We start from the raw sequence: 23,066 nt of genomic DNA, 5'->3' as shown, positions 1-23,066 counted from the left end.
TAAAGTTAAGATTTAGTTCTTAACTAGAACTCCATGCTAAGTTAGCACATCCACATCTCATTTATAAATAAAAGCCCTATTCCCCAGATGAAAATGGCAATATTTGCTGGTGTTATATATTTTTTCATACTAAAATTATTCTTTAGGATATCTGGTTTTAATAAAAAAACAGCTCAAATGAATGAGCTGCTTTCTCCAAAATAAAAATTAAAACTAAAAATTACTATAATTGATATGTTGTTGTTCTAAAGTTATTCGTAGAACTTGTAACTGTATAAATGTTGTTTGTAAACTGGATTTTAAATGCTTCTTTTTTCAAATAAAGTCCTGCTGCGTTGAAGAATTCATCGTCAAGATTTTTTAAGAATGCCGGAGCCGGAATAAATGCTGATCCGTTATCCCATGAATCGTGAGTTAGAATAATTCGTTTGTTTGTATCATCTGCACTTGTTGTAAAGTTGTGATAAACACTTGGTCTTCCGCCTGCGAAACGATATTCGATATAGTTACCAAAAGCTGAATTGAAATAAATTTGAATTCTGGTTATTTTTTGGTTTGCCGGTAATGTAGCATTTGCAGCGTCAAATAATGTTTTAAAGTATGTAGACGTTGTTGGCGCTGTATAAAGGTTTGCAGTAATAAAACTGATAACCATTTGCGGCTTACCATCCAGGAAGCTTTTATAGTCATCTGTAATGATCAATGGCTTATTAGAATATTTAATTTCAGCCTTCACTCCTCCAGTTCCTGTTGCTGTAAAGCTTCCGTCAGCATCATTATACACAAAATTTGATAATTTTTGTCCGCCTACTTCTACAGCCGGGCTTACTACAATTCCGGTTGGCGTGTATCCTACTCCCATATTGTAGCTTATAGAATAACCAGTTTCGATAGAATTTGACTCTGCAAAACGAGTTACTTCGCTAAAAGAAAAATCGAATTTGTGTGTTGTTGTTCCGTCTGTAGTTTCTAATAATCTAAAAAGTGGTCTATCGTCACTTCCAATAACGTTTTGCTCCATTACTAAATTCTGAGGCAATTTTGCCCAATCATCAGCAGTTGCTTTTACAAAACGAATTTCTGTACCGTTTCTATTTGCTTTAAAAATGATTTCTCCGTTTTCTTGCCCGTAGTATAAAAACTGAAAATCTCCTAAATATCCTTTTGCTCTTAATGCCGGAATTGGATAATTATCTGACTCAGATAAAAGGTGAATTCTGTTTTTTGTAGTAAATATCAAACTTACTGTACTTCCAAGCTGAATAGCGTATTCACTTTTGTATACATTAGTATCTGCATCAAAATCAGAAGCCATTTCTACAGTTCCGTCTTGTGCAAACTTAAACAAGTGTGTGTATCCGCCTAAAACTGTATTATCTGTAAAATAAACCGCTTTCCAGCCAAATTGTGATGAAAGTAATGCAGTATTAAGTTCAGATTTTTGATTGTTGATACGCGTTGTAGGCGTTTCGTCAAATAATTGGTCGGCATCTGTATTGTTATTACAGCTGCTTAAATGCAGTATCAAAATAGCTGCAAATAAATACTTATATATGTTTTTTATTTTCATGATACTTGTGTTAGTTGTTTATTACAGCAGTTGTGTTTTTCTCAGCTTCGTCTCTTAAAGCATAAAAATCCATGTTGAATGCTTCTTTGAAATATTTTACTACCAAGGCTTCTTTTGTTTTTAATGCCTGATATGCAAAAGGACTTTCGATGCCATCTAAAAATGCTTCGTATTCTGCTTTTGTAAAAATTAAAATCATTGAAGCAGTTTCTGCAAAGTCTTCATTAATGTTTGATCTTGCATAAGATGTAATAAACCCGATTTCATTTGATTCCGGAATATCATAATTATACCAGTCTGCTGTATATCCTACAGGTGTTACTGCAGCCCAAGCTTTTTCGTCAAAAGGTTTGTTTTGATTCAAAATATGGATGTACTCGTGCTGGATTGTATGTATAAATTCTGAAACGTTTGCACGATCTGACTGATCGATATAATCTGTTTCAAACAATGTAACACGCTGTCCTCCTTCGGCTAAACCTAAAGTTCTTGTTCCAACACTGTTTAAGTTTACTCCTCCAACTAAAACAATTTCTCTTGGTGCGATTTTTTTAACGAAATCTGCACCTCCAATTGTTGAATAGCTTTTTAACCAAATTTCTTCAACAATTTCAAGCGCCGGCTGCACTTTGTCTATTGTTGGCGGAAATAAATAACGGCTGTTATCTACTGTATTTTGGTTCCATTTGTATTGTACATTAATATTAAATGGGTTTAAGTATGTAGTTGTAATCCAGTTGTCTAAGGCCGTTTTTGTTGGCTGTGTAAAGTCTAACTGGCTTTCTCCCGGCTGATCATCGCTTCCGCATGAAATTAAAGCTGCCGAAACCAAGGCCATAACGATAATTTTATTGTATTTGAATAGTTTCATAAGTTTTTAATTTTAAAGATTATCTAGGATTTAATTCGACACCTGTATTTGATGCATGCAAAGGAATTTGTATTGCTCTGCGGTTGTCATCTTTTACTAAAGTGTTTACCGGTTTGTTTGTTGTTTCGTGATTCACTACGATATTAAAACGTTTTACATCAAACCATCTCATTCCTTCGTGTATAAAATCTCTACGTCTTGTTTCTGCAATTGCTTTTACGTATGATGTTTGTACTGGTGTCATTGTGTAAAATGGCGTGTACTCATCTGCAATTACCGGATATTTAGCTACCACTTTTGCTTCTGTAAGCTTATCTGTTGGTACATATCCTACAGTTCTTGTTGATAGAAAATATTCTAACTCGTCGTTTGCTGTTGCAATATCTCCTTTCATTACGTGAGCTTCGATTCTGTTCAAGAAAAACTCATCATTACTTAATAAAACTTCCGCAACATATGGATCTCCAATTCCTGCTGTTACATTTGAATATTTGAAATATTCATAAAATTTAGGAAGGAATACTGTTATACTGCTGTTTGATGAGTAAAAATTGTATAACCAAGGTTTATTAAACAAACTTGTTGCTGTACCAAAAATATCCGGATATCTTGCTCCCGAAAGGTAAAAACGGTTTGAATAGTATGATCTGCTTACAATTGAATTTGCTGAAACGATTAATAAATTTGTTTCGGCATCACTGCTTGCGTAAGCTAATCTTTGATCAACGGCGCTCAATAAATCATAAGATGCAAAATCTCTTAATTTTCCAACTGGTTTTGAACCTAAATCGCTTGTTAATTCAAGTACTCTGTCCCAGTCTCCTTTTATTAAATAAAATCTGCTGGCAAAAGCTTTTGAAGCGCTTACATTGAAATGGAATTTTGGTTGTTTGTAATCGTTTGTTACGATTTTCAAACCGTCTTCGATATCTTTTTCAATAAAGTCAAAAACTTCTTTTACTGTATTACGTTTGTATTTTGTAACCAATTCAGTTTCTGGTTTTGTAACGTAAGGAATTCCTAAATCTGATGCAGCAGTTGCAGGATTATAACGTTTTGACCAAAGTGAAACTAACATAAAATGAGAATATGCTCTTGCGATTAATGCTTCTCCTTTTTGCGGGTTCAAACTTGCAGGGCTTCCTAAATCTTCAATTGCTTCTAATGCTTTGTTAGCGTGTGCAATTGCAGTGTAGCAGGCATCCCAATAGTAAGCCTGAGTATCTATATCTGTTGTTTCTGTTTGAATATCCCAGTTATAGCTTTGCTCATTTTTTCTTATTGTTTCTGCCATTCCGCTGTCAAAAACATTATCTGACATTGTTTCTGCAATATCAAAATAACTCATTTGCGGATAGGCTTGAACTAGTATTTCTGAGATTTTTGCAGGTGTGTCAATTTCTGTTCTGTTATCTGGTTTTTCCGAAAGGAAATCATCACAGCTAGTAATACTACTCGTAAGTATTAAAAGGGATAATGCTATTTTTAAGTTTTTCATGTTTCTGACTATTATAATGAAAGGTTTAAAGTAAAGGTGTATTGAGATGTTACTGGTAAAGCAACTCCTCCAGAATTACGAAACTCAGGATCCTGACCGTTTAATCTTTTATCAGAGTAAAGTAACCAAGGATTAACTGCAGAACCTTTTAATGTAAAAGTGCTTAGTCCCAATTTTTTCTTGAAATCTTTAGGGAATTCCCAGCTTAATGAAATGTTTTTCAAACGAATGAAATCACCATCTGCAATACGAGCATCTGAATAGTTATAAGTATTATAAGCTCTTGCTAGTGTACGTTCTCCACCGTAATTAGCATTTAAACGTCTGTCTGCAATAACCGGAATGTTTGTAATATTCTCATCTCCAGGATTGATCCAACGGTTTGTAAAATCTTTTGTAAATACTGTTAAATCATCATAAGTACTATCATACACAGGGTTTAAACGAACTTTGTTTCCTCCTGATCCAACAAAAAACACATATAATGACCAGTTTTTGTACGTAAAAGTATTTGCTAAACCTATAGATTTGTTTGGCTCGATTGATCCTTCATATTTAAGATATTTCGTAACATTTAAATTATCCTGAAAGTTAGCATCTGTAATATTATTTTCTGCTCCGTCTTGTAATATAAAGGTTGGAAGACCTTGATTATTTAAACCTGTAAATTGGTAAGAATACAATGAGTTTCTTGGGTGTCCAACTGTGTTTCCTCCGTTTGCATCAATTAAATCGAATGCAGTTGGTGTGTTTTCTAACTTTGTAATTTCCTGGTGGTATACAGAAAAGTTAAGTGTTGTAGACCATTTAAAATCTTTGTTGTCAAAGTTTTTAGTTGTAATACCAACCTCTAAACCTTTAGTTTCCATATCTGCATTGTTTCCTTGTCTGATTCTTTGTCCTCCAATTCCTGAAGTAATTACGTAATCAACTAAGTCAAATGCTTTACGACGGTAAACATCTGTTGTTAACTGTACTCTGTTATTGAACATTCCAAGGTCAAGACCAATGTTTGTTTCAAATTGTTTTTCCCAAGTTAAATCACTGTTTTGCAATTCGTCAATTCTAATTCCAGTTTCTCTGTCATCAAGATTAAAACGATCTGTAACATAACTTTTGTAGATTGCCAATGAGTTTGTTGCCGGTCCTGCAGTAGCTGTTAAACCATAAGAAGCTCTAAGTGCCAATGTATTTACTGATTCTACGTTTTTCATGAAGCTTTCTTCGGCAACGTTCCATTTTCCACTAAAAGTATAGGTTGGTAACCATCTTGAAGAATCGCTGTTTCCTTGTCTGTTAGATCCGTCATAACGTCCTGTTACAGAAGCTGTATAACGACGATCGTATGTGTATCCAATTTTTCCGAAGAAACCAACTGTTCTTTCTTTTTCTTCATTAAATCCGTAGTAAGAATCTCCTCCGTTAATGATTTTTTCGATGATTCTTGGATCTGTAAAAGCTGTTAAACCTCTGTCGTATTGTAAACCAGCAGCTGTAAATTGATCGCTTGTTCTGTCTACAACTCTCATCTCTGTTCCAAATAAACCTTCTACTTCGTGTTTATCTGCAAAAACATTTCTATAGTTAACACTATTTCTTAAGTTATAAGATGTCATGTCGTTTGTAAATTTTCTTAAGAAACCTCCATTTGGTAAAACAGAAACTTTTGGCGCTGTTAAATCATTTGGATCCTGGTATAAGAAAATATTCTGATCTCTAACCAATGTGTTTACACCATCTTCTCCATCTGGAGTTCCAGCTTTGTAAGCACCAACTACGTTTGAGTTTTCTAAAATTTTATGTTCGCGGCTTGTGTTTGCGTAACGTGCTGAACCTGTTAAGTTATACGTTAAATGCGGCGTAATTTTATAATCAAGATCTAACTGGAAACGGATATCTTTTACTTCGATTTCCATGTAGTTGTTTTTCAACTCATTGATGATGTTCATTTTAGCCCAGTTGTTTCTGTAGTATTCTAAGTTTCCATTTTCGTCATAAGGACGTAATGTTCTACTTGTGTTTAATACATAGTTAAACGGGTTGATATCGAAATCACGGGTTACTTTTCCAAAAACTACGTCTTTTTCACTTTCGTAACTTCCAGGAGCGCCCTGATCACGAATAGATGCTAATGTAGATAATGTAATGTTCAATTTATCGTTTACATAAAATGTTCCTTTGATGTTACTTGAAATTTGTTTTACATCATCAGCAATTGTCCATCCCGGATCTGTGTAATATCCTAAAGACGCGTAGAATGTATTGTTTTTTCCACCACCTGAAAAACTTAATGAGTGGTTTTGTGTAATAGATGGTCTAAACAAAACGTTGAACCAGTCTGTATTTGCTAATTCGTATTTTTTCAAGAAATTATTACGGCTTACAGGATCATTATTTACTAAATATCCTCCAGTTTCCGGCACGTAAGTGTTGATTGCTCTTCCTAAAATATTGTAAGCTCCACCGTATCTTCCGTTTACTGTTGAAGGTAAATCTAAATATCCTTTTTGTTCCATTTCTTTTAAAATACTCATAGATTCCTGAGAATTTAAAATATCGTACTGGCTGTAGTTTGGCACCGCTCTAACAGTTTGCTCTAAACCGTAAGTAATTTTTAACGGAGCATCTCTACGACCTTGTTTTGTTGTAACAACCACAACTCCATTTAATGATCTTGAACCATAGATAGAAGTTGCTGATGCATCTTTAAGAATCTCAATACTTTGGATATCGTTTGCATTTAAACCTGCTACAGATGAACTTAATAATGTTTCTGAGTTTCCAGATGCTAAATCTGCAAATGACATATTGATAATATCTTCCTGAACCACACCATCAATAACCCATAATGGTTTTGTATCTCCAAAAATTGAAGATGATCCACGAACTGTAATTTTTGGAGCTGTACCAAATGTTCCTGTAACGTTTTGTACGGTAACCCCTGCTGCTTTACCTTCAATCATTCTGCTTACGTCAACAACACCATCAACTTTTAATTCAGCACCAGAAATTTTACTGATTGCTCCTGTAAAAGTTCTTTTTGATGTTTTTTCGTAACCTGTTGTTACTACAACTTCTTTTAAGTTTTGTCCTACTTCACTAAGTACTACGGTTGGTGTAGTATTTTCTATACCAATTTCTTTCGTGTCCATACCTACGTAAGAAATGATAAGTCCTGTTGAATTTGCAGGCATTTCGATAGAAAAATTACCATCAAAATCTGTTAATACTGCTATTTTAGTACCTTTTGCCATAACTGTAGCTCCCGGAAGCGGGCTTCCTGACTGGTCTGTAACTTTACCTTTGATGATTGGACCTGCAGTTAATACTTCAAAAAGTGTATCATGATTATCAGCACTTGCAAATGGATCTGCGCTGGCAGTTTTTTGCAAAATAATCTGATTGCTTACTTCTGAAAATGTAATATTAAATGGAACCAGAACTCTGCTCAATATACTTGAAAGCGTTTCCTGATTGGCCTCTATACTTACTTTATTGCTTAACTGAGGAAGTCTTGAGTTATACGAAAACTTTACATGTGCAGACTTTTCAATTTTAGACAAAGCATTATCAAGAGTCAAATTTTCAACTGTAATTGTAACTTTGGTATCTAATTTCTTTTGCCCATTTACATTATTTGCCACTGCAAAGCTTGAAAACACAAGTGCTAAGACAAACTGAAATAGTGTTATTTTCATGATTCTATGGAGTAATCGTTGTTTAACAACTGGTTTTTTCATAATTTTGATTTGTTTTGATTAATACTGATTCGAGTGTATTTTAAGAAACGTATGAATAACTCTTTACAGAGAGAAATTCGATTTAATGAAGTGTCGATAATGTTACAGCATTTCGGCACTTTTTTTATGGTATTCACTTTTACATAGGCATTTAGTTATTTCTGGTTGAGTTTAGTTTTTGGTTATTATTTTGGTGAAATAAATTACATTTTCATCAGGAAATGAAAGGCTTTACTTCGAAAAATTAATTATTAGAAACAATGGTATTTTTGGTGTAATTACAGTTACACTAAAAAAATTAATTACAACCGTCTGAGGTAATAATTATTTGGTTCCCATTCATTTCAAAACTGGTATTATTGCCTATGCTTTTACAGACAATTTTTAGCTTTTCTGTTAAAGGCTGATCACTTAATGATGTTGTTAAGTGGCAGTCGGTTAATTTATTTTTTGGATAATCGATATTTACTAAGTAAGCCTGCTCAATTGTTTCAAAAATCTGCGAAACCGGAATATCATTAAATTCAAAACTCAGCTGTTCTATATTTCCAACACTTTGGGTTAAAGCTGCATCCTGAGTGATATTTGTGATTTTATTAAACTTTAAGTCGCTTCGCAAAAATCGTAGTGCCTGATTAGGCAGTAATATAATTTCTTCTTCATCAGATTTAGAAACCAGCTCATTTGACTTTACCTTAACTTTACCGGTGCGAACAAGAATTTCTACATCTGGCTGGTCAGAATAAGCTTTAACTCTAAAACTAGTTCCAACAACCTTGGTAACAATTTCGTTTGCATAAACGAAGAATGGTTTGTGGGGATTTTTACTAATTTCAAAGAAACCTTCGCCGGATAAATACACCTTTCTTTCGTTTCCGGTAAAGATTTTAGGATAACTTAATTTACTGTTAGGCTGCAGTAATACAGAACTGCCGTCTGATAAGGTAATAATTTGAGGTTTGTCAGAATTATTAGTCTGTTCCACTAATCCTTCGCTGTTTTCGTCAATAAGTTCTTTGTAAGTTACAACTGTGCTTTCGGTTTTAAAATAGCTGTTATAAAACCACACAGCCATAAAACCAAAAAATAATGTTGCTGCTACGCCAGACAGAAATCGTCTGCGGAAAAACTTAACTTTTAAATTCTCTAAAGTTTTTTGATTTTCTTTATCCCGAACTTTAATCCAGGTACTGTGCAGCGCTCTGTGAATATCAGAGCTTGAAAGATTATTTTCAGGAACTTTCATTGCCAAAAGCAGTAATCGTGCATCTTCAACTAATTTAGCACGCTGGCGGCTTTCTAAAGTCCACTCTTCCCAGCCATCTTCATCAATTTTGGATAGAACCCACGATTGGAATGATTCGTCAGATAAAAAATCTTCTATTTCGGTATATTTATTACGTTTTTGCATCTAAAAAATAAGGTTACAAAAACATAGAGGACAGTTATCTTATTATATACTCACCAAATTATGATTTTTTTTAAGTTTTTTTAACTTTTTTTAAAGAGAGCTTGAAAATAGTAGCGTGATTAAGGCAAAACTACCCTTCCATTCTTTGCGAAGAGTCAATAATCCGCGGTGCAGTAAATTACTTGCCGACTGATAATTAACATCCAGCATTTCTGCAATTTGTTCTACAGATAAACCTTGATGATAGCGCAAATAAAGGGCTTCTTTTTGTCTGGCAGGTAATTCGTTAAGTAATTTGTTTAGGTATGTTACTTTTTCTTTTGCAGCATAATCGTCGTCCAAAAGTTCGTTTTCTACAGAAAATTCTAAAAGAAAAGCAATCGCATCTGTACTTGCAGTTTTTCTAAAAATATGATCACGTTCATACAAACGTGCAATTCTTTTTCGAACGCTCGATAATAAATAAGCTTTTACCACTACAGCTTTCTGAAGGGAATTGCGATAAACCCAAATATCTGTAAAAACATCCTGAATACAATCCTGTACTTTTTCGGCATATGGAGAAAGGGAATTTCCATAATTTACAAGATCACTATAGTATCTTTCAAATAATAATGAAAATGATTTTTCATCTCCATTTATTAAATTATTCCAAAGTGTATTATCGTCAACAGCATTGATCGGCAGGATTCGGGTTCTCATATTGTGGGGGCTTATAATTCTGCAAAGGCAATGTTCCTTAATGCAGAGAATACATTATTTTAACATTATCATTTACTTTTGTTCGATAAATATATAAAAGCAAAAACTTAAAAACAATTATTTTACACAAAAGAGACAGTTTCCTAATATAGAAAACTATCTCTTTTGGTTGATATAACTGGGTTCTTAAGGAAATGTTAAAATTATTGTTCTCCCCAATAACAAATATATTTTTGAATGACTTTACTTACTTTACTAAAATTTAGTATTTAATAAATTTAGAACTTGAATTCCCTTTATTTGTTTTTACCTGTAAAATATAATTCCCTGTCTGTAGTCTTGAAACATCAATATTAGATGTTTTTTCTGCATTTGGAACCGTGATTATCAGCTGCCCTAAAATATCATAAATATTCAAAGTCTTAATTTCAATTGTATTATTTACAGAGATATTTAAAACATCTTTAACCGGATTTGGATATATATTAAAATAGTTCGAAAACTCGAAATCCTGAGTTCCTAATGTTTTAAAAGTTGAAGTAGCTTTATTGGTTAAAATTGGAAAATTATAATCGAAATAAATATTAGCTTCATTTGTAAAAGAATCACCCACTTTTAAGGTTGGTAACGTTTTAATTTTAAAAGCAATGTATCCATCATTATGAGCATCATCAAAAGGAAGGTTTATTTTTTCAAAGATGAATTCTACTTTATTTCCATTAGAAATTTTAGTGACATACGAGTGACTTGCTCCTGTTGGAACTAATGTAGAAATATCAAACTTTGACAAATCAATTAAATCCTTCACTACGATATTCTCAGCCGGGTAAGTTCCCGTATTTTCAAAACGAATTAAATAATGAACATATTCGCCTATTAATTCTGGTTTTATAACGTCGCCTTCTAAACAGGTTTTATCATTAGGGTCAAAAGATCCAACTACTGTTTGGCGCAATGCAAAAGAGTTGTCAATTGGGGTTACATCAACTTGATTTGATGCAATATTTCCTGTATAAATTAAAATATCATTATTGTTTACAGCCGGAATTTCAGTTGGAGAGTTCACATTAAGAATGATATTAATATCCCTTGCTTCAAAAGGCTTAAGATTAGTAAAACTCCATGATAATTTATTTGCTGTTTGTTCATTAACTAAAGGAGTTGACTTTACTAAATCTAAGATTGCATCATTAAAAACTAAATCTACCACCCCATCCTGTTTAAAATTACCTTTATTTTTATACGTTATTTTATACTTAGCATCAAAACCTGGTCGTGCTGCACCTAAAGGAATTATAGAAACTTCTAAGTCTGCTTTTGGATTTTTTAAACCAACACAAAAATTTTGTATAATAAAATCATCATTAGCTGGGAATTTAACTTTGATTGATTGAGGAGTGATTGTAAAATAATCTGGATTTGCTAATATAGGCGTTATAGTATATGTACCAGCCTGAACAGGGATTTGATAATTACCTGAACTATCAGAAATTACTCCCCATGAAGCTGTTCCATTCGTAATGTTGTATTTCAAATTTGGAATTAATGAATCTGAAGCATTACATTCAGTATTATCAATATTTACTTTATTATTCCCTTTAATTGTATAAAATTTTCCGCCTGGAACAAATGAGCAATATGAACTAACTTTACAGTTTTTATAACCATATTCTTTTACTAAATTTTCTGCGCGTAAAACTCCTTCTTCATCTACACAAATATATTCTAGATTTGGACAAAAACTAAATGTAAATGCACCTCCAAGTACGCTGCCTTTTTTTACAAAAATAGTTGATAAAGGCAAATTATAATCACATTTTAAAGTTTCTAAAATACTAATATGACTAAGTTCTAATGTCGATAAATTATTATTCTCACATTGCAAATATCTCATTTTAATATTATTAGAAAAATCTAAAGAAGAAATTTTATTATTAGTACAATAAAATCTATCCAGATTTTTCAATGTACTTACATCAATCGAAGTAAGTTCATTAAACTCACAATATAAATTAAAAATTTCAGTAGAACCTGTAGTATTTATCGAAGTAAGGTGATTATTATAACTTTGAACGATCTTTAGATTTGTCAGGTTACTGATATCCAAAGATGTTAATTCATTATGTGAACAATTAATACCTTGTAGATTAACTAACCCACTAACATTTAGGCTGGTAATTTTATTGACAGCGCAATTTAAATCAGCTAATGATTTCAAACCTCTCAAATCTAAAGTTTCAATCCTATTGTTATTACAATTTAATGTATAAAGATTAGAAAAATTAAGAATTCCTTCTAAACTAATGATATGGTTTTGACTAACAGAATTATAAAGATCTAGATATATTAAATTTTCAGCTTCGCTTACATCAATTTCACGATCTCCGTTTAAATCTACAGCCGTATAATTTCCAAGCTTATTTTTTGCTTTAGAACTATTACGATCTATACTCAACAATCTATTTTTAAAATTAATATCAGGGAAATCAATAATTTGCGAATTCGCTGAAGAAAAAAGGCACAAAGCCATTAATAATAAGTAGTTTTTGATCATAGGTTTAATTTGTTTTTGATGCCTAAATATATAAAACCAAAAATTAAAAACCTATCTATCAATAAAAAAAGCCTTACTAAGTATTAGTAAGGCCTTCGAAATTTTATAAATTGAAATCAGCTTAAAAAGCCACATTCCATCTTGGTAATTTTGCATTTTCATCTAAGAAATTTTGCAAAACTTGTCCTTCAACTGCAGTTGGAATTGCTTTTACATCTGCATTAAAAGTTTCGTACCAAACTACTTCAAGAACAGAAATGTTCTCTAATTTCATTTGAGCCGGCCATGAATATTTTCTTCCTGTTTTAGCAAATTGATGTCCGTTTACGATTTTATCATATAATCCGCCATTTTTGCTTTTAAGAGTTCCATCATTTTGAACAGTTCCAGTAGAACCTACCATGATTAATTCTTTTGCATCTCCGTCAATTTCATAAACTACAAAGATTCCAGCGCTTCCTTCCGGAGCGTTGCAAACTTCTTCTAAACTATCATTTACAGTAAAAGTAAAACTATTACTTGCTTTAAACTTTTCTAATTCTTTACTCATCATTTTTCATTTTTAAGCTTCTAAGATACTGAGGTTCTAAGTTGCTAAGATTTTTAATTTTATTCCGAACATTTTAAAAATGTAAAAAAGTCTCAACAAATATTGAGACTTTTTTGGAATTTGTTATTTTGAATATTTGGAGATTATCCTAATACTTCTTTTACTTTTTTACCAATTTCAGCTGGTGAATCAACAACGTAAATTCCGTTGTCTCTCATAATTTGTTTTTTAGCAGCAGCTGTATCGTCAGAACCACCAACAATAGCACCTGCGTGACCCATTGTTCTACCAGCAGGCGCAGTTTCTCCAGCGATAAAACCAATAACTGGTTTACGGTTACCATCAGCTTTTACCCATCTTGCAGCATCAGCCTCTAATTGACCTCCAATTTCACCAATCATAATGATTGCTTCAGTTTCCGGATCGTTCATTAATAATTCAACAGCTTCTTTAGTTGTAGTTCCAATGATTGGATCTCCACCAATACCAATAGCTGTAGTAATTCCTAAACCTTGTTTTACAACCTGGTCAGCAGCTTCGTAAGTTAAAGTTCCAGATTTAGAAACGATACCAACTGTTCCTTTTTTGAAAACGAAACCTGGCATAATACCAACTTTAGCTTCTCCCGGAGTGATAACACCTGGACAGTTTGGTCCAATTAATCTAGAATTTCTTTCTTTAACATAATTATTTGCTTTAATCATATCTGCTACAGGAATTCCTTCTGTAATAGCAATAATTACTTTAATTCCGGCATCAGCAGCTTCCATAATTGCATCAGCAGCAAAAGCTGGCGGAACAAAAATGATAGAAGTATCAGCTCCAGCTTGATCTACAGCATCTTTTACTGTATTAAAAACCGGACGGTCTAAATGGCTAGTTCCTCCTTTACCCGGAGTAACACCACCAACAACATTAGTACCGTACTCAATCATTTGAGAAGCGTGGAAAGTACCTTCGCTTCCTGTAAATCCCTGAACAATTATTTTGGAATCTTTATTAACTAAAACACTCATGATATATATTTTATGTAGTTTTTAAAATTGTGTTGCAAAAATAAGGTTTTGTAATGTAATTTGCCTCTTTTATTGTCAAAAAAATATTAAGAAAATTGACTCATTTGATAACCTCTATAAAGCTTATCGTCTTTTATTTGCCAAATCGTTGCAAAATGCGCTAATAACATTTCCTCACGCGGATTCTCGATTGTTTTTACATAATGAGAATAACGTACTGAAACTAAGTCATCTTCGGCAAGAATGTGACTGATTCTGACTTTAGAACGCACATAAGCTCGGCTGAGTTCATTTGTTAATTCAACTATAGCATTATAATCTAACTGAATAAAACCTTTTGTACTGTTCCATTCAATGATTACCTCAGGATGCAGATAAGTTTTTAAAATTTCACTATCAATTAAGGCATCCGACTTATAAAATTTTTGAACAAACTCTTTTATAGACATATTACTTCAATTTATTTAAAATTTCAGGAATCTTTTTGATATTAGCTAATTGCTTTAACTTTTCTCTTGATTCTTCAATTGGAGTTCCAAAATAGGACTTTCCTCCTTCAACCGATTTAGTAACTCCGGTTTGTCCCATAATAACAGCCTTCGCTCCTATTGTAATTCCGCTGGTTGTTCCAACTTGTCCCCAAATTGTAACTTCATCTTCAATAACAACACATCCTGCAATACCAGTCTGTGAAGCAATTAGACATTTTTTTCCGATAACAGAATCATGTCCAACATGCACCTGATTATCGATTTTTGTACCTTCTTTAATTGTAGTGTCTCCGGTAACTCCTTTGTCAATTGTACAAAGAGCACCAATTCCAACATTATCTTCAATTACCACTCTTCCGCCAGAAATTAGCTGATCGAAACCTTCAGGACGTTTTTTATAATAAAAAGCATCAGCACCTAAAATAGTTCCGGCATGAATAATAACATTATCACCAATTACGGTATGATCGTAAATTGAAACGTTTGAGTGAATCAAACAATTCTTTCCAATTTTAACATGATTCCCAATAAAACTATTAGGCTGAATTACAGTACCTTCTCCAATACTAGCTGAAGATGAAATCGCAACATTTGCAAATTGAAATGGTTTAAAATGTCTGGTTAAAGTATTAAAATCTCTGAAAGGATCATCAGAAATTAAAAGAGCTTTACCTTCCGGGCATTCAACCTTTTTGTTTATTAAAACAATTGTTGCTGCAGATTGTAAAGCTTTGTCATAATATTTTGGATGGTCAACAAAAACAATATCACCTGGTTCTACAACATGGATTTCGTTCATGCCTAAAACCTCAAAGTTTTTGTCACCAATAAATTCGCATTTAAGCAAATTTGCAATTTCTTCTAAAGAGTGAATTTTTGGAAATTTCATATTTTTATTTCGTTTTTAGTCTCAGTTTTCAGTCACAGTTTTCAATCAACAAACTGAAAAACTGTGACTGAAAACTGAAAACTTATAAAAACTACTCTTTTACACGCTCCATGTAAGAACCTGAAGCTGTATCGATTTTAATTTTATCACCTTCGTTGATGAACAACGGAACGTTTACAGATGCACCAGTTTCTACTGTAGCATTTTTTGTAGCGTTTGTAGCTGTATTTCCTTTTACTCCCGGCTCAGCGTAAGTAACTTCAAGAACTACAGATGCAGGCATATCTACAGATAAAGGTAAATCAGTTTCAGTATTAATCTGAACCATTACATTTGTTCCTTCTTTTAATAAATCCGGAGCATCTAAGATATTCTTGTTTAAAGAAATTTGTTCGAAAGTTTCAGCATTCATGAAGTGAAATTCATCACCTTCTGGATATAAAAACTGGAATGTATGTGTCTCAACTCTAATAACGTCAATTTTGTGACCAGCAGAAAATGTATTATCCAATACTTTACCTGAAGTTAAACTTTTTAATTTAGTTCTTACGAAAGCTGGACCTTTTCCTGGTTTAACGTGAAGAAATTCAATGATTTTATAAATATCGTGATTAAATTTAATACACAATCCGTTTCTAATATCTGATGTAGATGCCATTTGTTTTTTATTTTAGATTTTTGAATGTAGATTTTGAAAAACTGATCCACATTGTATTTTTATAATATGATTTAAATTTTATTTTTACAGCTTAGAAATCTAAAATCAGAAATCTAAACTCTAAAATTAATAATTCCCTGAATAACCTTTCATAATTCCTCGCGATGAATTTCTGATAAAATCAAGAATTTCATCTCTCTCAGGAGTTGCTTCCATTTCAGCTTCAATAATACTTAAAGCTTGTGTTGTATTGTAATTCTTTTGATATAAAATTCTGTAAATTTCCTGAATTTCTCTAATTTTTTCAGTACTAAATCCTCTTCTTCTTAAACCAACTGAATTGATCCCCACATATGATAATGGTTCTTTAGCCGCTTTTGTATAAGGAGGAACATCTTTTCTTACCAAAGACCCACCAGAAATCATAGCGTGATCTCCAATATGAATAAATTGGTGAATTGCTGCTAAACCACCAATTACAGCGTGATTACCCACAACTACGTGTCCTGCCAAAGCTACACCATTTACAATAATAGCGTTATTACCAATCTCACAATCGTGTGCAATGTGAGCGTAAGCCATAACTAAACAATTGTTTCCCAAAATAGTTTGTCCAGAAGCTACTGTACCTCTATTTATAGTAACACATTCTCTAATCGTACAGTTATCTCCAATAATTGCAAGAGAATCCTCTCCTCCAAATTTTAAATCTTGTGGCACCGCAGAAATTACAGCTCCTGGAAAAATGTTGCAATTTTTACCAATACGAGCACCTTCCATGATGGTCACATTTGAACCAATCCAAGTACCGTCTCCAATAACAACATTATTGTGAATTGTTGTAAAAGGTTCAATTACAACATTTTTAGCGATTTTAGCGCCTGGATGAACATATGCTAATGGTTGATTCATCTATGTTTTATATTTTAATTAAAATAGTCTAATTTTTAGGGCAACAAACCTAAACAATAAATTTGATTAATTATTGTTTTCTTGCAATTTGTGCCATTAATTCTGCCTCAGTCACTAATTTTCCGTTTGCATAGGCATTTGCCTGCATATGGCAGATTCCTCTTCTGATAGGAGAAATTAACTCACATTTGAAAATTAAGGTATCACCCGGCAATACTTTGTGTTTGAATTTAACATTGTCAATTTTCATGAAATATGTCAAATAATTTTCAGGATCTGGAACAGTGCTTAAAACCAAAATTCCACCTGTTTGTGCCATTGCTTCAACAATTAAAACTCCCGGCATTACTGGAGCTTCAGGAAAATGTCCTACGAAGAAATTTTCGTTCATCGTAACATTTTTTAAACCAACCACATGACGATCAGACATTTCGATAATTCTGTCAATTAATAAAAACGGTGGTCTGTGAGGCAACATAGCCATGATTTTATGAATATCCATCAATGGCTCCTGATTTAAATCATAAACAGGAACATGATTTCTCTGTTCTATTTTAATGATTTTTGCCAGTTTTTTAGCAAACTGAGTGTTTACAAAGTGACCTGGTTTATTTGCAATGATTTTTCCTTGAATACGAACTCCAATTAAAGATAAATCTCCAATAACATCAAGTAATTTGTGTCTTGCAGCTTCGTTTGGATAATGCAAAGTAAGGTTATCTAAAACTCCGTTTGGTTTAACAGAAATCTCTTCTTTACCAAAAGCTTTCTTTAAGTTAGCCATTGTAGATTCAGATATTTCTTTGTCTACATAAACAATAGCGTTATTTAAATCGCCGCCTTTAATTAAACCGTGCTCTAATAAAGATTCTAGTTCATGTAAAAAACTAAAAGTTCTAGAGCTTGCAATTTCTTGTTTAAAATCTGATAAACTTTTAAGTGTAGCATTTTGAGTACCTAAAACTTTTGTACCAAAATCTACCATTGTAGTTACCTGATACTCATCGCTCGGCATAACAAGGATTTCGCTTCCTGTAGCTTCATCAGTAAATGAAATAACTTCTTTAACTACATAAACATTACGGCTTGCGTCTTGTTCTTCAATTCCTGCTTTTTCAATTGCTTCAACAAAATATTTTGATGAACCATCCATAATAGGTAGTTCAGAGGCATCCAATTCAATAATAATATTATCCAAATCGCAGCCAACTACAGCCGCTAAAACGTGTTCCGGAGTTTGTATTTTAACACCTAATTTTTCTAAATTAGTTCCTCTTTGCGTATTAACAACATAATTAGCGTCAGCCTCAATGACTGGTTGGCCTTGCAAATCTACTCTTACAAAAGTGAAACCATTATTAATTGGAGCTGGTTTAAAAGTCATTGTAACTTCTTTTCCAGTATGTAATCCAACGCCTTTTAGTGAAATTTCATTTTTGATGGTCTTCTGTTTAACCATTATTTCCATTTTTTGGGTTTATTATTTGTTTTTTTATTTCTTCAACTTCGGCAACTATTTTAGGAAGATTTTTGAAATGAACATACGATTTATTAAAATCAGTATATCCAAGCGATGGCGTTCCTTGCAGAATTTCATCATCTTTAATGTTTCTTGCCACTCCAGACTGTGCCTGAAGCCTTACATTATTTCCTATAGTTAAGTGGCCTGCGATACCAACCTGTCCGCCAATCATACAGTTTTCGCCAATTTTAGTAGAACCTGCAACACCACTTTGAGCAGCAATTACAGTGTTTTTACCAATTTCAACATTATGGGCGATTTGAATTTGATTGTCTAATTTAACTCCTTGTCTAATAATTGTAGAACCCAGAGTTGCTCTGTCAATTGTAGTATTGGCACCAATATCTACATTATCTTCGATAATTACATTACCTATTTGCGGCACTTTACTATAAACTCCTTCTTCATTTGGTACAAAACCAAAACCATCTGCACCTATAATAGTACCGGAATGTATGGTACAATTATTACCAATTATAGTTTCAGAATAAATTTTTGCACCGGCAAAAATAAACACATTATCGCCAATAACAACATTATCGCCAATAAAACTGTTTGGGTAAATTTTTACATTATTTCCTAAAACTACATTTTGCCCAATATAACTAAAGCTTCCTAAATACAAGTTTTCTCCATATTTAGTTCCCTCAGACATAAAAGACTGTGGTTCGATTCCGTTTTTATTCAATTTTACCTGATTGTAAAATTGTAAAAGTTTAGAAAAAGAAGCATAAGCATCTTCAACCTTAATTAATGTAGTAGTAATTTCCTGTTCAGGTATAAAGCTGTCGTTAACAATGGTAACTGTAGCTTTTGTAGTATATATATAGTTGATATATTTCGGGTTAGCCAAAAAAGTAAGAGATCCTTCCTCTCCTTCTTCTATCTTAGAAAGTCGAGAAACTTCGGCATTGGGATTCCCAACAACTTCTCCTTCTAAAATTCCTGCTATTTGTTCTGCTGTAAATTTCATCGCGACAAAAATATAAAAAATAGATTTTAAATGTTAATTTTAGATAAGTTGTTTTGGAAAACAGATATAATATTTTGTCACCAATTTAGATAACGATTTCAGATTCAACTGATCAGAAGCTTCGACAACATCCTCAATTGTTTTATCTTTTTTCAAAATTCGTATTGGTTCGGCAGCTTTACTATAAGCCTGATTCTTAATTTTACCTCTAAAAATAAAATAACCGGCATCAAGTGCCGAAATATTATGTGCTTCTGCAAATTCTTCTTTTAAAGATTGGGATTCTTCCATCGGAATTTTGTCTGCACTAAGTTTAATCTTTAATAAATCTCTGTTAATGATCATTTTACTTAAAGTAGAAAGTATAAAATCAGGATTTCTCTGCCACGCTTTTAAAGCGCTGATGATATCAAAATCATCTAACTGTGAAAATAAATCCAGTTTTTCGGCATCAAAATCTTCAAGACTAATTTTGTTTTGCATAAAATACAAAAGCGGTTCACTACAAGGAAGTTTAACTCCTTTTAAAGTCAATTCTTTAGCTCTTTTCAGTACTTTCATCAAAATTAACTCGGCAACCAGACTTGTTTTATGCAAATAAGCCTGCCAGTACATTAATCTTCGCGAAAGCAGAAATTTTTCTACAGAATAAATACCTTTTTCCTCAATCACCAAAACGTCGTCAACAACATTCATCATCTGAATCAAACGTTCTGAATTCACATTTCCTTCTGCAACTCCAGTATAAAAACTATCTCGTTTAAGATAATCCATTCTGTCCATATCTAACTGACTTGAAATCAACTGTAACATGAATTTTCTATGATATTCACCTTTAAAAACCTGAATTGCAAGGCTTAATCTTCCGTCAAATTCATCATTAAGCCTGTTCATAAACAATAATGAAATGGCTTCGTGATTAACATCTTCAACAATACTTTTTTCCATAGCATGCGAAAACGGTCCATGCCCAATATCATGCAGTAAAATAGCAATTAATAAAGCACATTCTTCATCATTTGAAATTGCAACACCTTTAAAACGAAGACTTTCAACAGCTTTTTGCATTAAATGCATACAGCCCAAAGCATGATGAAAACGAGTATGATTTGCTCCCGGATAAACTAAATACGATAATCCCATTTGCGATATACGTCGCAAACGCTGAAAATAAGGGTGTTGAATTAGGTCGTAGATGAGTTCGTTCGGTATAGTTATAAACCCGTAAATTGGGTCATTGAATATTTTTAATTTGTTAATTTGAGTCACTCTTTGGTTATTTTTTGGTCAACAAATATAAGTAATTAAGTATAAATTCATTTCAGTTTTTAACTTAAAAAACAGATATTTACTATAAGTATTTTCTTAAACATTAAAAAGGCGCAAAAAATAATTCTAAATAAATTTCAATTCGTCATCCTTAATTTTATACTATTTTTAATACTTTTTAAGTTCTATACTTTTAAATTGCATTAAAATTAAAACTGTTTATGGATAAGATAAAAATACTTTGGGTCGATGATGAGATCGATCTTTTAAAGCCACATATATTATTTCTCGAAAAAAAGAATTACGAAGTTACCACAAGCAATAACGGACTTGATGCCATTGCTTTGTTTGAAGAAGAAAATTTCGACATTGTTTTCCTTGATGAAAATATGCCGGGAATGAGCGGACTTGAAACTCTTTCTGAAATGAAAGAGAAAAAATCTGCCATCCCGATGATTATGATTACCAAAAGTGAGGAAGAATATATAATGGAAGAAGCGATTGGTTCTAAAATCGCCGATTATTTGATAAAACCAGTAAATCCGAACCAAATTTTATTGAGTTTGAAGAAAAATCTGGACGATTCCAGATTAATTTCAGAAAAAACAACGCTCGATTATCAGAAAGAATTTCGCAAAATTTCAATGGAATTAGCGATGGTAAATTCGTATGAAGACTGGGTTGAATTGTATAAAAAGCTCCTTTTCTGGGAATTAAAATTAGAAAACATCAACGATCAGGCAATGGTTGAAATCCTTGAATCTCAAAAGGTTGAAGCCAATTCTCAATTCGGAAAATATATTGAAAGAAATTATGAAGACTGGTTTGCACCAAAAGCAGATAAACCAATTCAATCGCACAATTTATTTAAAGAATTAGTAGTTCCTGAAATCAAAAAGAAAGACAAACCAATCTTATTTGTTGTTATTGATAATCTTCGCTACGATCAATGGAAATCTTTTGAAACTGTGATTTCTAATTACTATAAATTAGAAAAAGAAGTTCCGTATTTCTCAATTCTTCCAACCGCTACACAATATGCCAGAAATGCCATTTTCTCTGGTTTAACGCCTTTAGACATGGAAAAACAATTTCCGCAGTATTGGAAAAATGACGTTGAAGACGGAGGAAAAAACCTTTACGAAGCTGAATTTCTTTCGGCACAAATAAAGCGTTTAGGATTAAACATTAAAGAAGATTATTTCAAAATCACCAATTATGCAGGCGGTAAAAAGCTGGCAGAAAATTTCAAAGCTTTAAAGGGAAACGACTTAGTAACGGTTGTTTACAATTTTGTGGATATGCTTTCGCACGCTAAAACGGAAATGGAAGTCGTAAAAGAATTAGCTTCTGATGATAAAGCATATCGTTCACTTACGTTGAGCTGGTTTAAGAATTCTCCTTTACTGGAAATTATTCAACAGGCACAAGTTTTAGGTTTCAAATTGATTTTAACCACAGATCACGGAACAATTAATGTAAAAAATCCGTCGAAAGTTGTGGGAGATAAAAATACAAGTTTAAATTTGCGCTACAAAACAGGCCGCAGTTTAACATACGAACAAAAAGATGTTTACGTAGTTAAAGAACCTAAAACAATTGGTTTACCTGCCATAAATATGAGTAGTTCGTTTATTTTTGCCAAAAATGATTTTTTTCTGGCTTACGTAAACAACTATAATCATTATGTAAGTTATTATAAAAATACCTATCAACATGGCGGAATTTCGTTAGAAGAAATGATTATTCCGTTCTTGGTATTTAATCCGAAATAAAAATATATCGCCACGAATTTCACGAATTGACACTAATTTTTATTGAAATTGAAAAGAAAAACACTTTTAATTTGTGAAAATTTGTGAAATTCGTGGCAAAAAAATAATAAAAATGACTATCGTTTTTTCATTAGATCAAATTCAGGAAGTTGCACAGCAGATTTTAGATTCAAACCCTAAAAAAATCATTCTCTTTAATGGAGAAATGGGCGTTGGAAAAACTACTTTAATCAAGCAGTTATGCAAAAGTTTAGGAGTTCAGGATGCTACCAGCAGTCCGACTTTTTCTTTGGTAAATGAATATTATACATCTAATAATCAAACCGTTTATCATTTTGATTTCTATAGATTAAATAAAGAAACAGAAGCACTCGATATGGGTGTTGATGATTATTTATATTCAGGAAATTGGTGTTTTATTGAATGGTCTGAAAAAATTAGGAATCTGCTTCCGGAAGAATATTCTACAATTAATATTGAATTATTGGCAGACGGAAAAAGAGAATTGAAATTAGCTTAGAAAACTCTGCGAACCTCTGTGAATTCTTTGTGTCCCGAGGCTTCGCGATTGCGGTAAAATTTAACACAAAGATCCTCAAAAAATAACTTAACATTAGACTTTACTATTAGCAGAATTTTTGCACTAATTTTAAAACTTTTTACGT

At 32.5% G+C, this 23,066-nt stretch carries 18 protein-coding genes; 2 read left to right on the top strand and 16 right to left on the bottom strand.

Annotated elements, in window-relative coordinates:
- Positions 1-223: 223 nt before the first annotated feature.
- The 16 genes from ACODSB_RS19625 to ACODSB_RS19550 all read right to left on the bottom strand — a co-directional run bounded on the left by ACODSB_RS19625 (position 224) and on the right by ACODSB_RS19550 (position 20,626).
- Positions 224-1,570 (bottom strand): DUF4302 domain-containing protein, encoded by a 1,347-nt coding sequence (locus ACODSB_RS19625; protein WP_488938263.1) that lies wholly within the window; start codon positions 1,568-1,570, stop codon positions 224-226.
- 10 nt (positions 1,571-1,580) lie between these two features.
- Positions 1,581-2,441 carry a substrate import-associated zinc metallohydrolase lipoprotein gene (locus ACODSB_RS19620; RefSeq protein ID WP_053471437.1) on the bottom strand — a complete coding sequence of 287 codons (861 nt, stop codon included), beginning with the start codon at positions 2,439-2,441 and terminating at the stop codon, positions 1,581-1,583.
- 19 nt (positions 2,442-2,460) lie between these two features.
- Positions 2,461-3,939 carry a RagB/SusD family nutrient uptake outer membrane protein gene (locus tag ACODSB_RS19615; RefSeq protein ID WP_488938262.1) on the bottom strand — a complete coding sequence of 493 codons (1,479 nt, stop codon included), beginning with the start codon at positions 3,937-3,939 and terminating at the stop codon, positions 2,461-2,463.
- 11 nt (positions 3,940-3,950) lie between these two features.
- Positions 3,951-7,679 carry a SusC/RagA family TonB-linked outer membrane protein gene (locus tag ACODSB_RS19610; RefSeq protein WP_256634879.1) on the bottom strand — a complete coding sequence of 1,243 codons (3,729 nt, stop codon included), beginning with the start codon at positions 7,677-7,679 and terminating at the stop codon, positions 3,951-3,953.
- Positions 7,680-7,977: 298 nt separating this feature from the next.
- Positions 7,978-9,090 (bottom strand): FecR family protein, encoded by a 1,113-nt coding sequence (locus ACODSB_RS19605; protein ID WP_053471434.1) that lies wholly within the window; start codon positions 9,088-9,090, stop codon positions 7,978-7,980.
- A gap of 90 nt (positions 9,091-9,180) precedes the next feature.
- Positions 9,181-9,792, bottom strand: coding sequence for an RNA polymerase sigma factor (locus ACODSB_RS19600; RefSeq protein ID WP_488938261.1), 612 nt, complete (start codon positions 9,790-9,792; stop codon positions 9,181-9,183).
- A gap of 262 nt (positions 9,793-10,054) precedes the next feature.
- Positions 10,055-12,346 carry a DUF7619 domain-containing protein gene (locus ACODSB_RS19595; protein WP_488938260.1) on the bottom strand — a complete coding sequence of 764 codons (2,292 nt, stop codon included), beginning with the start codon at positions 12,344-12,346 and terminating at the stop codon, positions 10,055-10,057.
- A 121-nt stretch (positions 12,347-12,467) separates the two neighbouring features.
- Positions 12,468-12,896, bottom strand: a complete 429-nt coding sequence (locus ACODSB_RS19590; RefSeq protein WP_053471431.1) for a hypothetical protein — start codon at positions 12,894-12,896, stop codon at positions 12,468-12,470.
- Positions 12,897-13,039: 143 nt separating this feature from the next.
- Entirely contained in the window at positions 13,040-13,912 is an 873-nt protein-coding gene (gene sucD / locus ACODSB_RS19585; protein ID WP_053471430.1) for a succinate--CoA ligase subunit alpha, read from the bottom strand.
- An 86-nt stretch (positions 13,913-13,998) separates the two neighbouring features.
- Positions 13,999-14,361, bottom strand: a complete 363-nt coding sequence (locus tag ACODSB_RS19580; RefSeq protein WP_053471429.1) for a nuclear transport factor 2 family protein — start codon at positions 14,359-14,361, stop codon at positions 13,999-14,001.
- 1 nt (position 14,362) lies between these two features.
- On the bottom strand, positions 14,363-15,292 hold the full coding sequence (locus ACODSB_RS19575; protein ID WP_488938259.1) for a UDP-3-O-(3-hydroxymyristoyl)glucosamine N-acyltransferase: 930 nt from the start codon (positions 15,290-15,292) through the stop codon (positions 14,363-14,365).
- A gap of 91 nt (positions 15,293-15,383) precedes the next feature.
- Positions 15,384-15,950 (bottom strand): elongation factor P, encoded by a 567-nt coding sequence (efp, locus tag ACODSB_RS19570; protein WP_053471427.1) that lies wholly within the window; start codon positions 15,948-15,950, stop codon positions 15,384-15,386.
- A 126-nt stretch (positions 15,951-16,076) separates the two neighbouring features.
- Positions 16,077-16,862, bottom strand: coding sequence for an acyl-ACP--UDP-N-acetylglucosamine O-acyltransferase (gene lpxA, locus ACODSB_RS19565; RefSeq protein ID WP_029270176.1), 786 nt, complete (start codon positions 16,860-16,862; stop codon positions 16,077-16,079).
- 70 nt (positions 16,863-16,932) lie between these two features.
- Positions 16,933-18,321 (bottom strand): bifunctional UDP-3-O-[3-hydroxymyristoyl] N-acetylglucosamine deacetylase/3-hydroxyacyl-ACP dehydratase, encoded by a 1,389-nt coding sequence (locus tag ACODSB_RS19560; protein WP_053471479.1) that lies wholly within the window; start codon positions 18,319-18,321, stop codon positions 16,933-16,935.
- The gene (gene lpxD / locus ACODSB_RS19555; protein ID WP_053471426.1) at positions 18,314-19,357 is read right to left on the bottom strand and encodes a UDP-3-O-(3-hydroxymyristoyl)glucosamine N-acyltransferase; all 1,044 of its coding nucleotides are present in this window, start codon (positions 19,355-19,357) and stop codon (positions 18,314-18,316) included. Before lpxD ends, ACODSB_RS19560 begins: the two co-directional genes overlap by 8 nt.
- Before the next feature lie 39 nt (positions 19,358-19,396).
- The gene (locus tag ACODSB_RS19550) at positions 19,397-20,626 is read right to left on the bottom strand and encodes an HD domain-containing protein (RefSeq protein ID WP_488938258.1); all 1,230 of its coding nucleotides are present in this window, start codon (positions 20,624-20,626) and stop codon (positions 19,397-19,399) included.
- A 221-nt stretch (positions 20,627-20,847) separates the two neighbouring features.
- Between ACODSB_RS19550 and porX the strand changes: the two genes are divergently transcribed.
- On the top strand, positions 20,848-22,401 hold the full coding sequence (gene porX, locus ACODSB_RS19545; RefSeq protein ID WP_053471424.1) for a T9SS response regulator signal transducer PorX: 1,554 nt from the start codon (positions 20,848-20,850) through the stop codon (positions 22,399-22,401).
- A gap of 112 nt (positions 22,402-22,513) precedes the next feature.
- Positions 22,514-22,921, top strand: coding sequence for a tRNA (adenosine(37)-N6)-threonylcarbamoyltransferase complex ATPase subunit type 1 TsaE (tsaE, locus tag ACODSB_RS19540; RefSeq protein WP_488938257.1), 408 nt, complete (start codon positions 22,514-22,516; stop codon positions 22,919-22,921).
- Positions 22,922-23,066 lie beyond the last annotated feature (145 nt).

It is taken from the genome of Flavobacterium sp. FG68, assembly GCF_057808895.1.
Note: the sequence above shows the minus strand (reverse complement) of the source record. Positions and strands in the feature narration are given on the sequence as shown.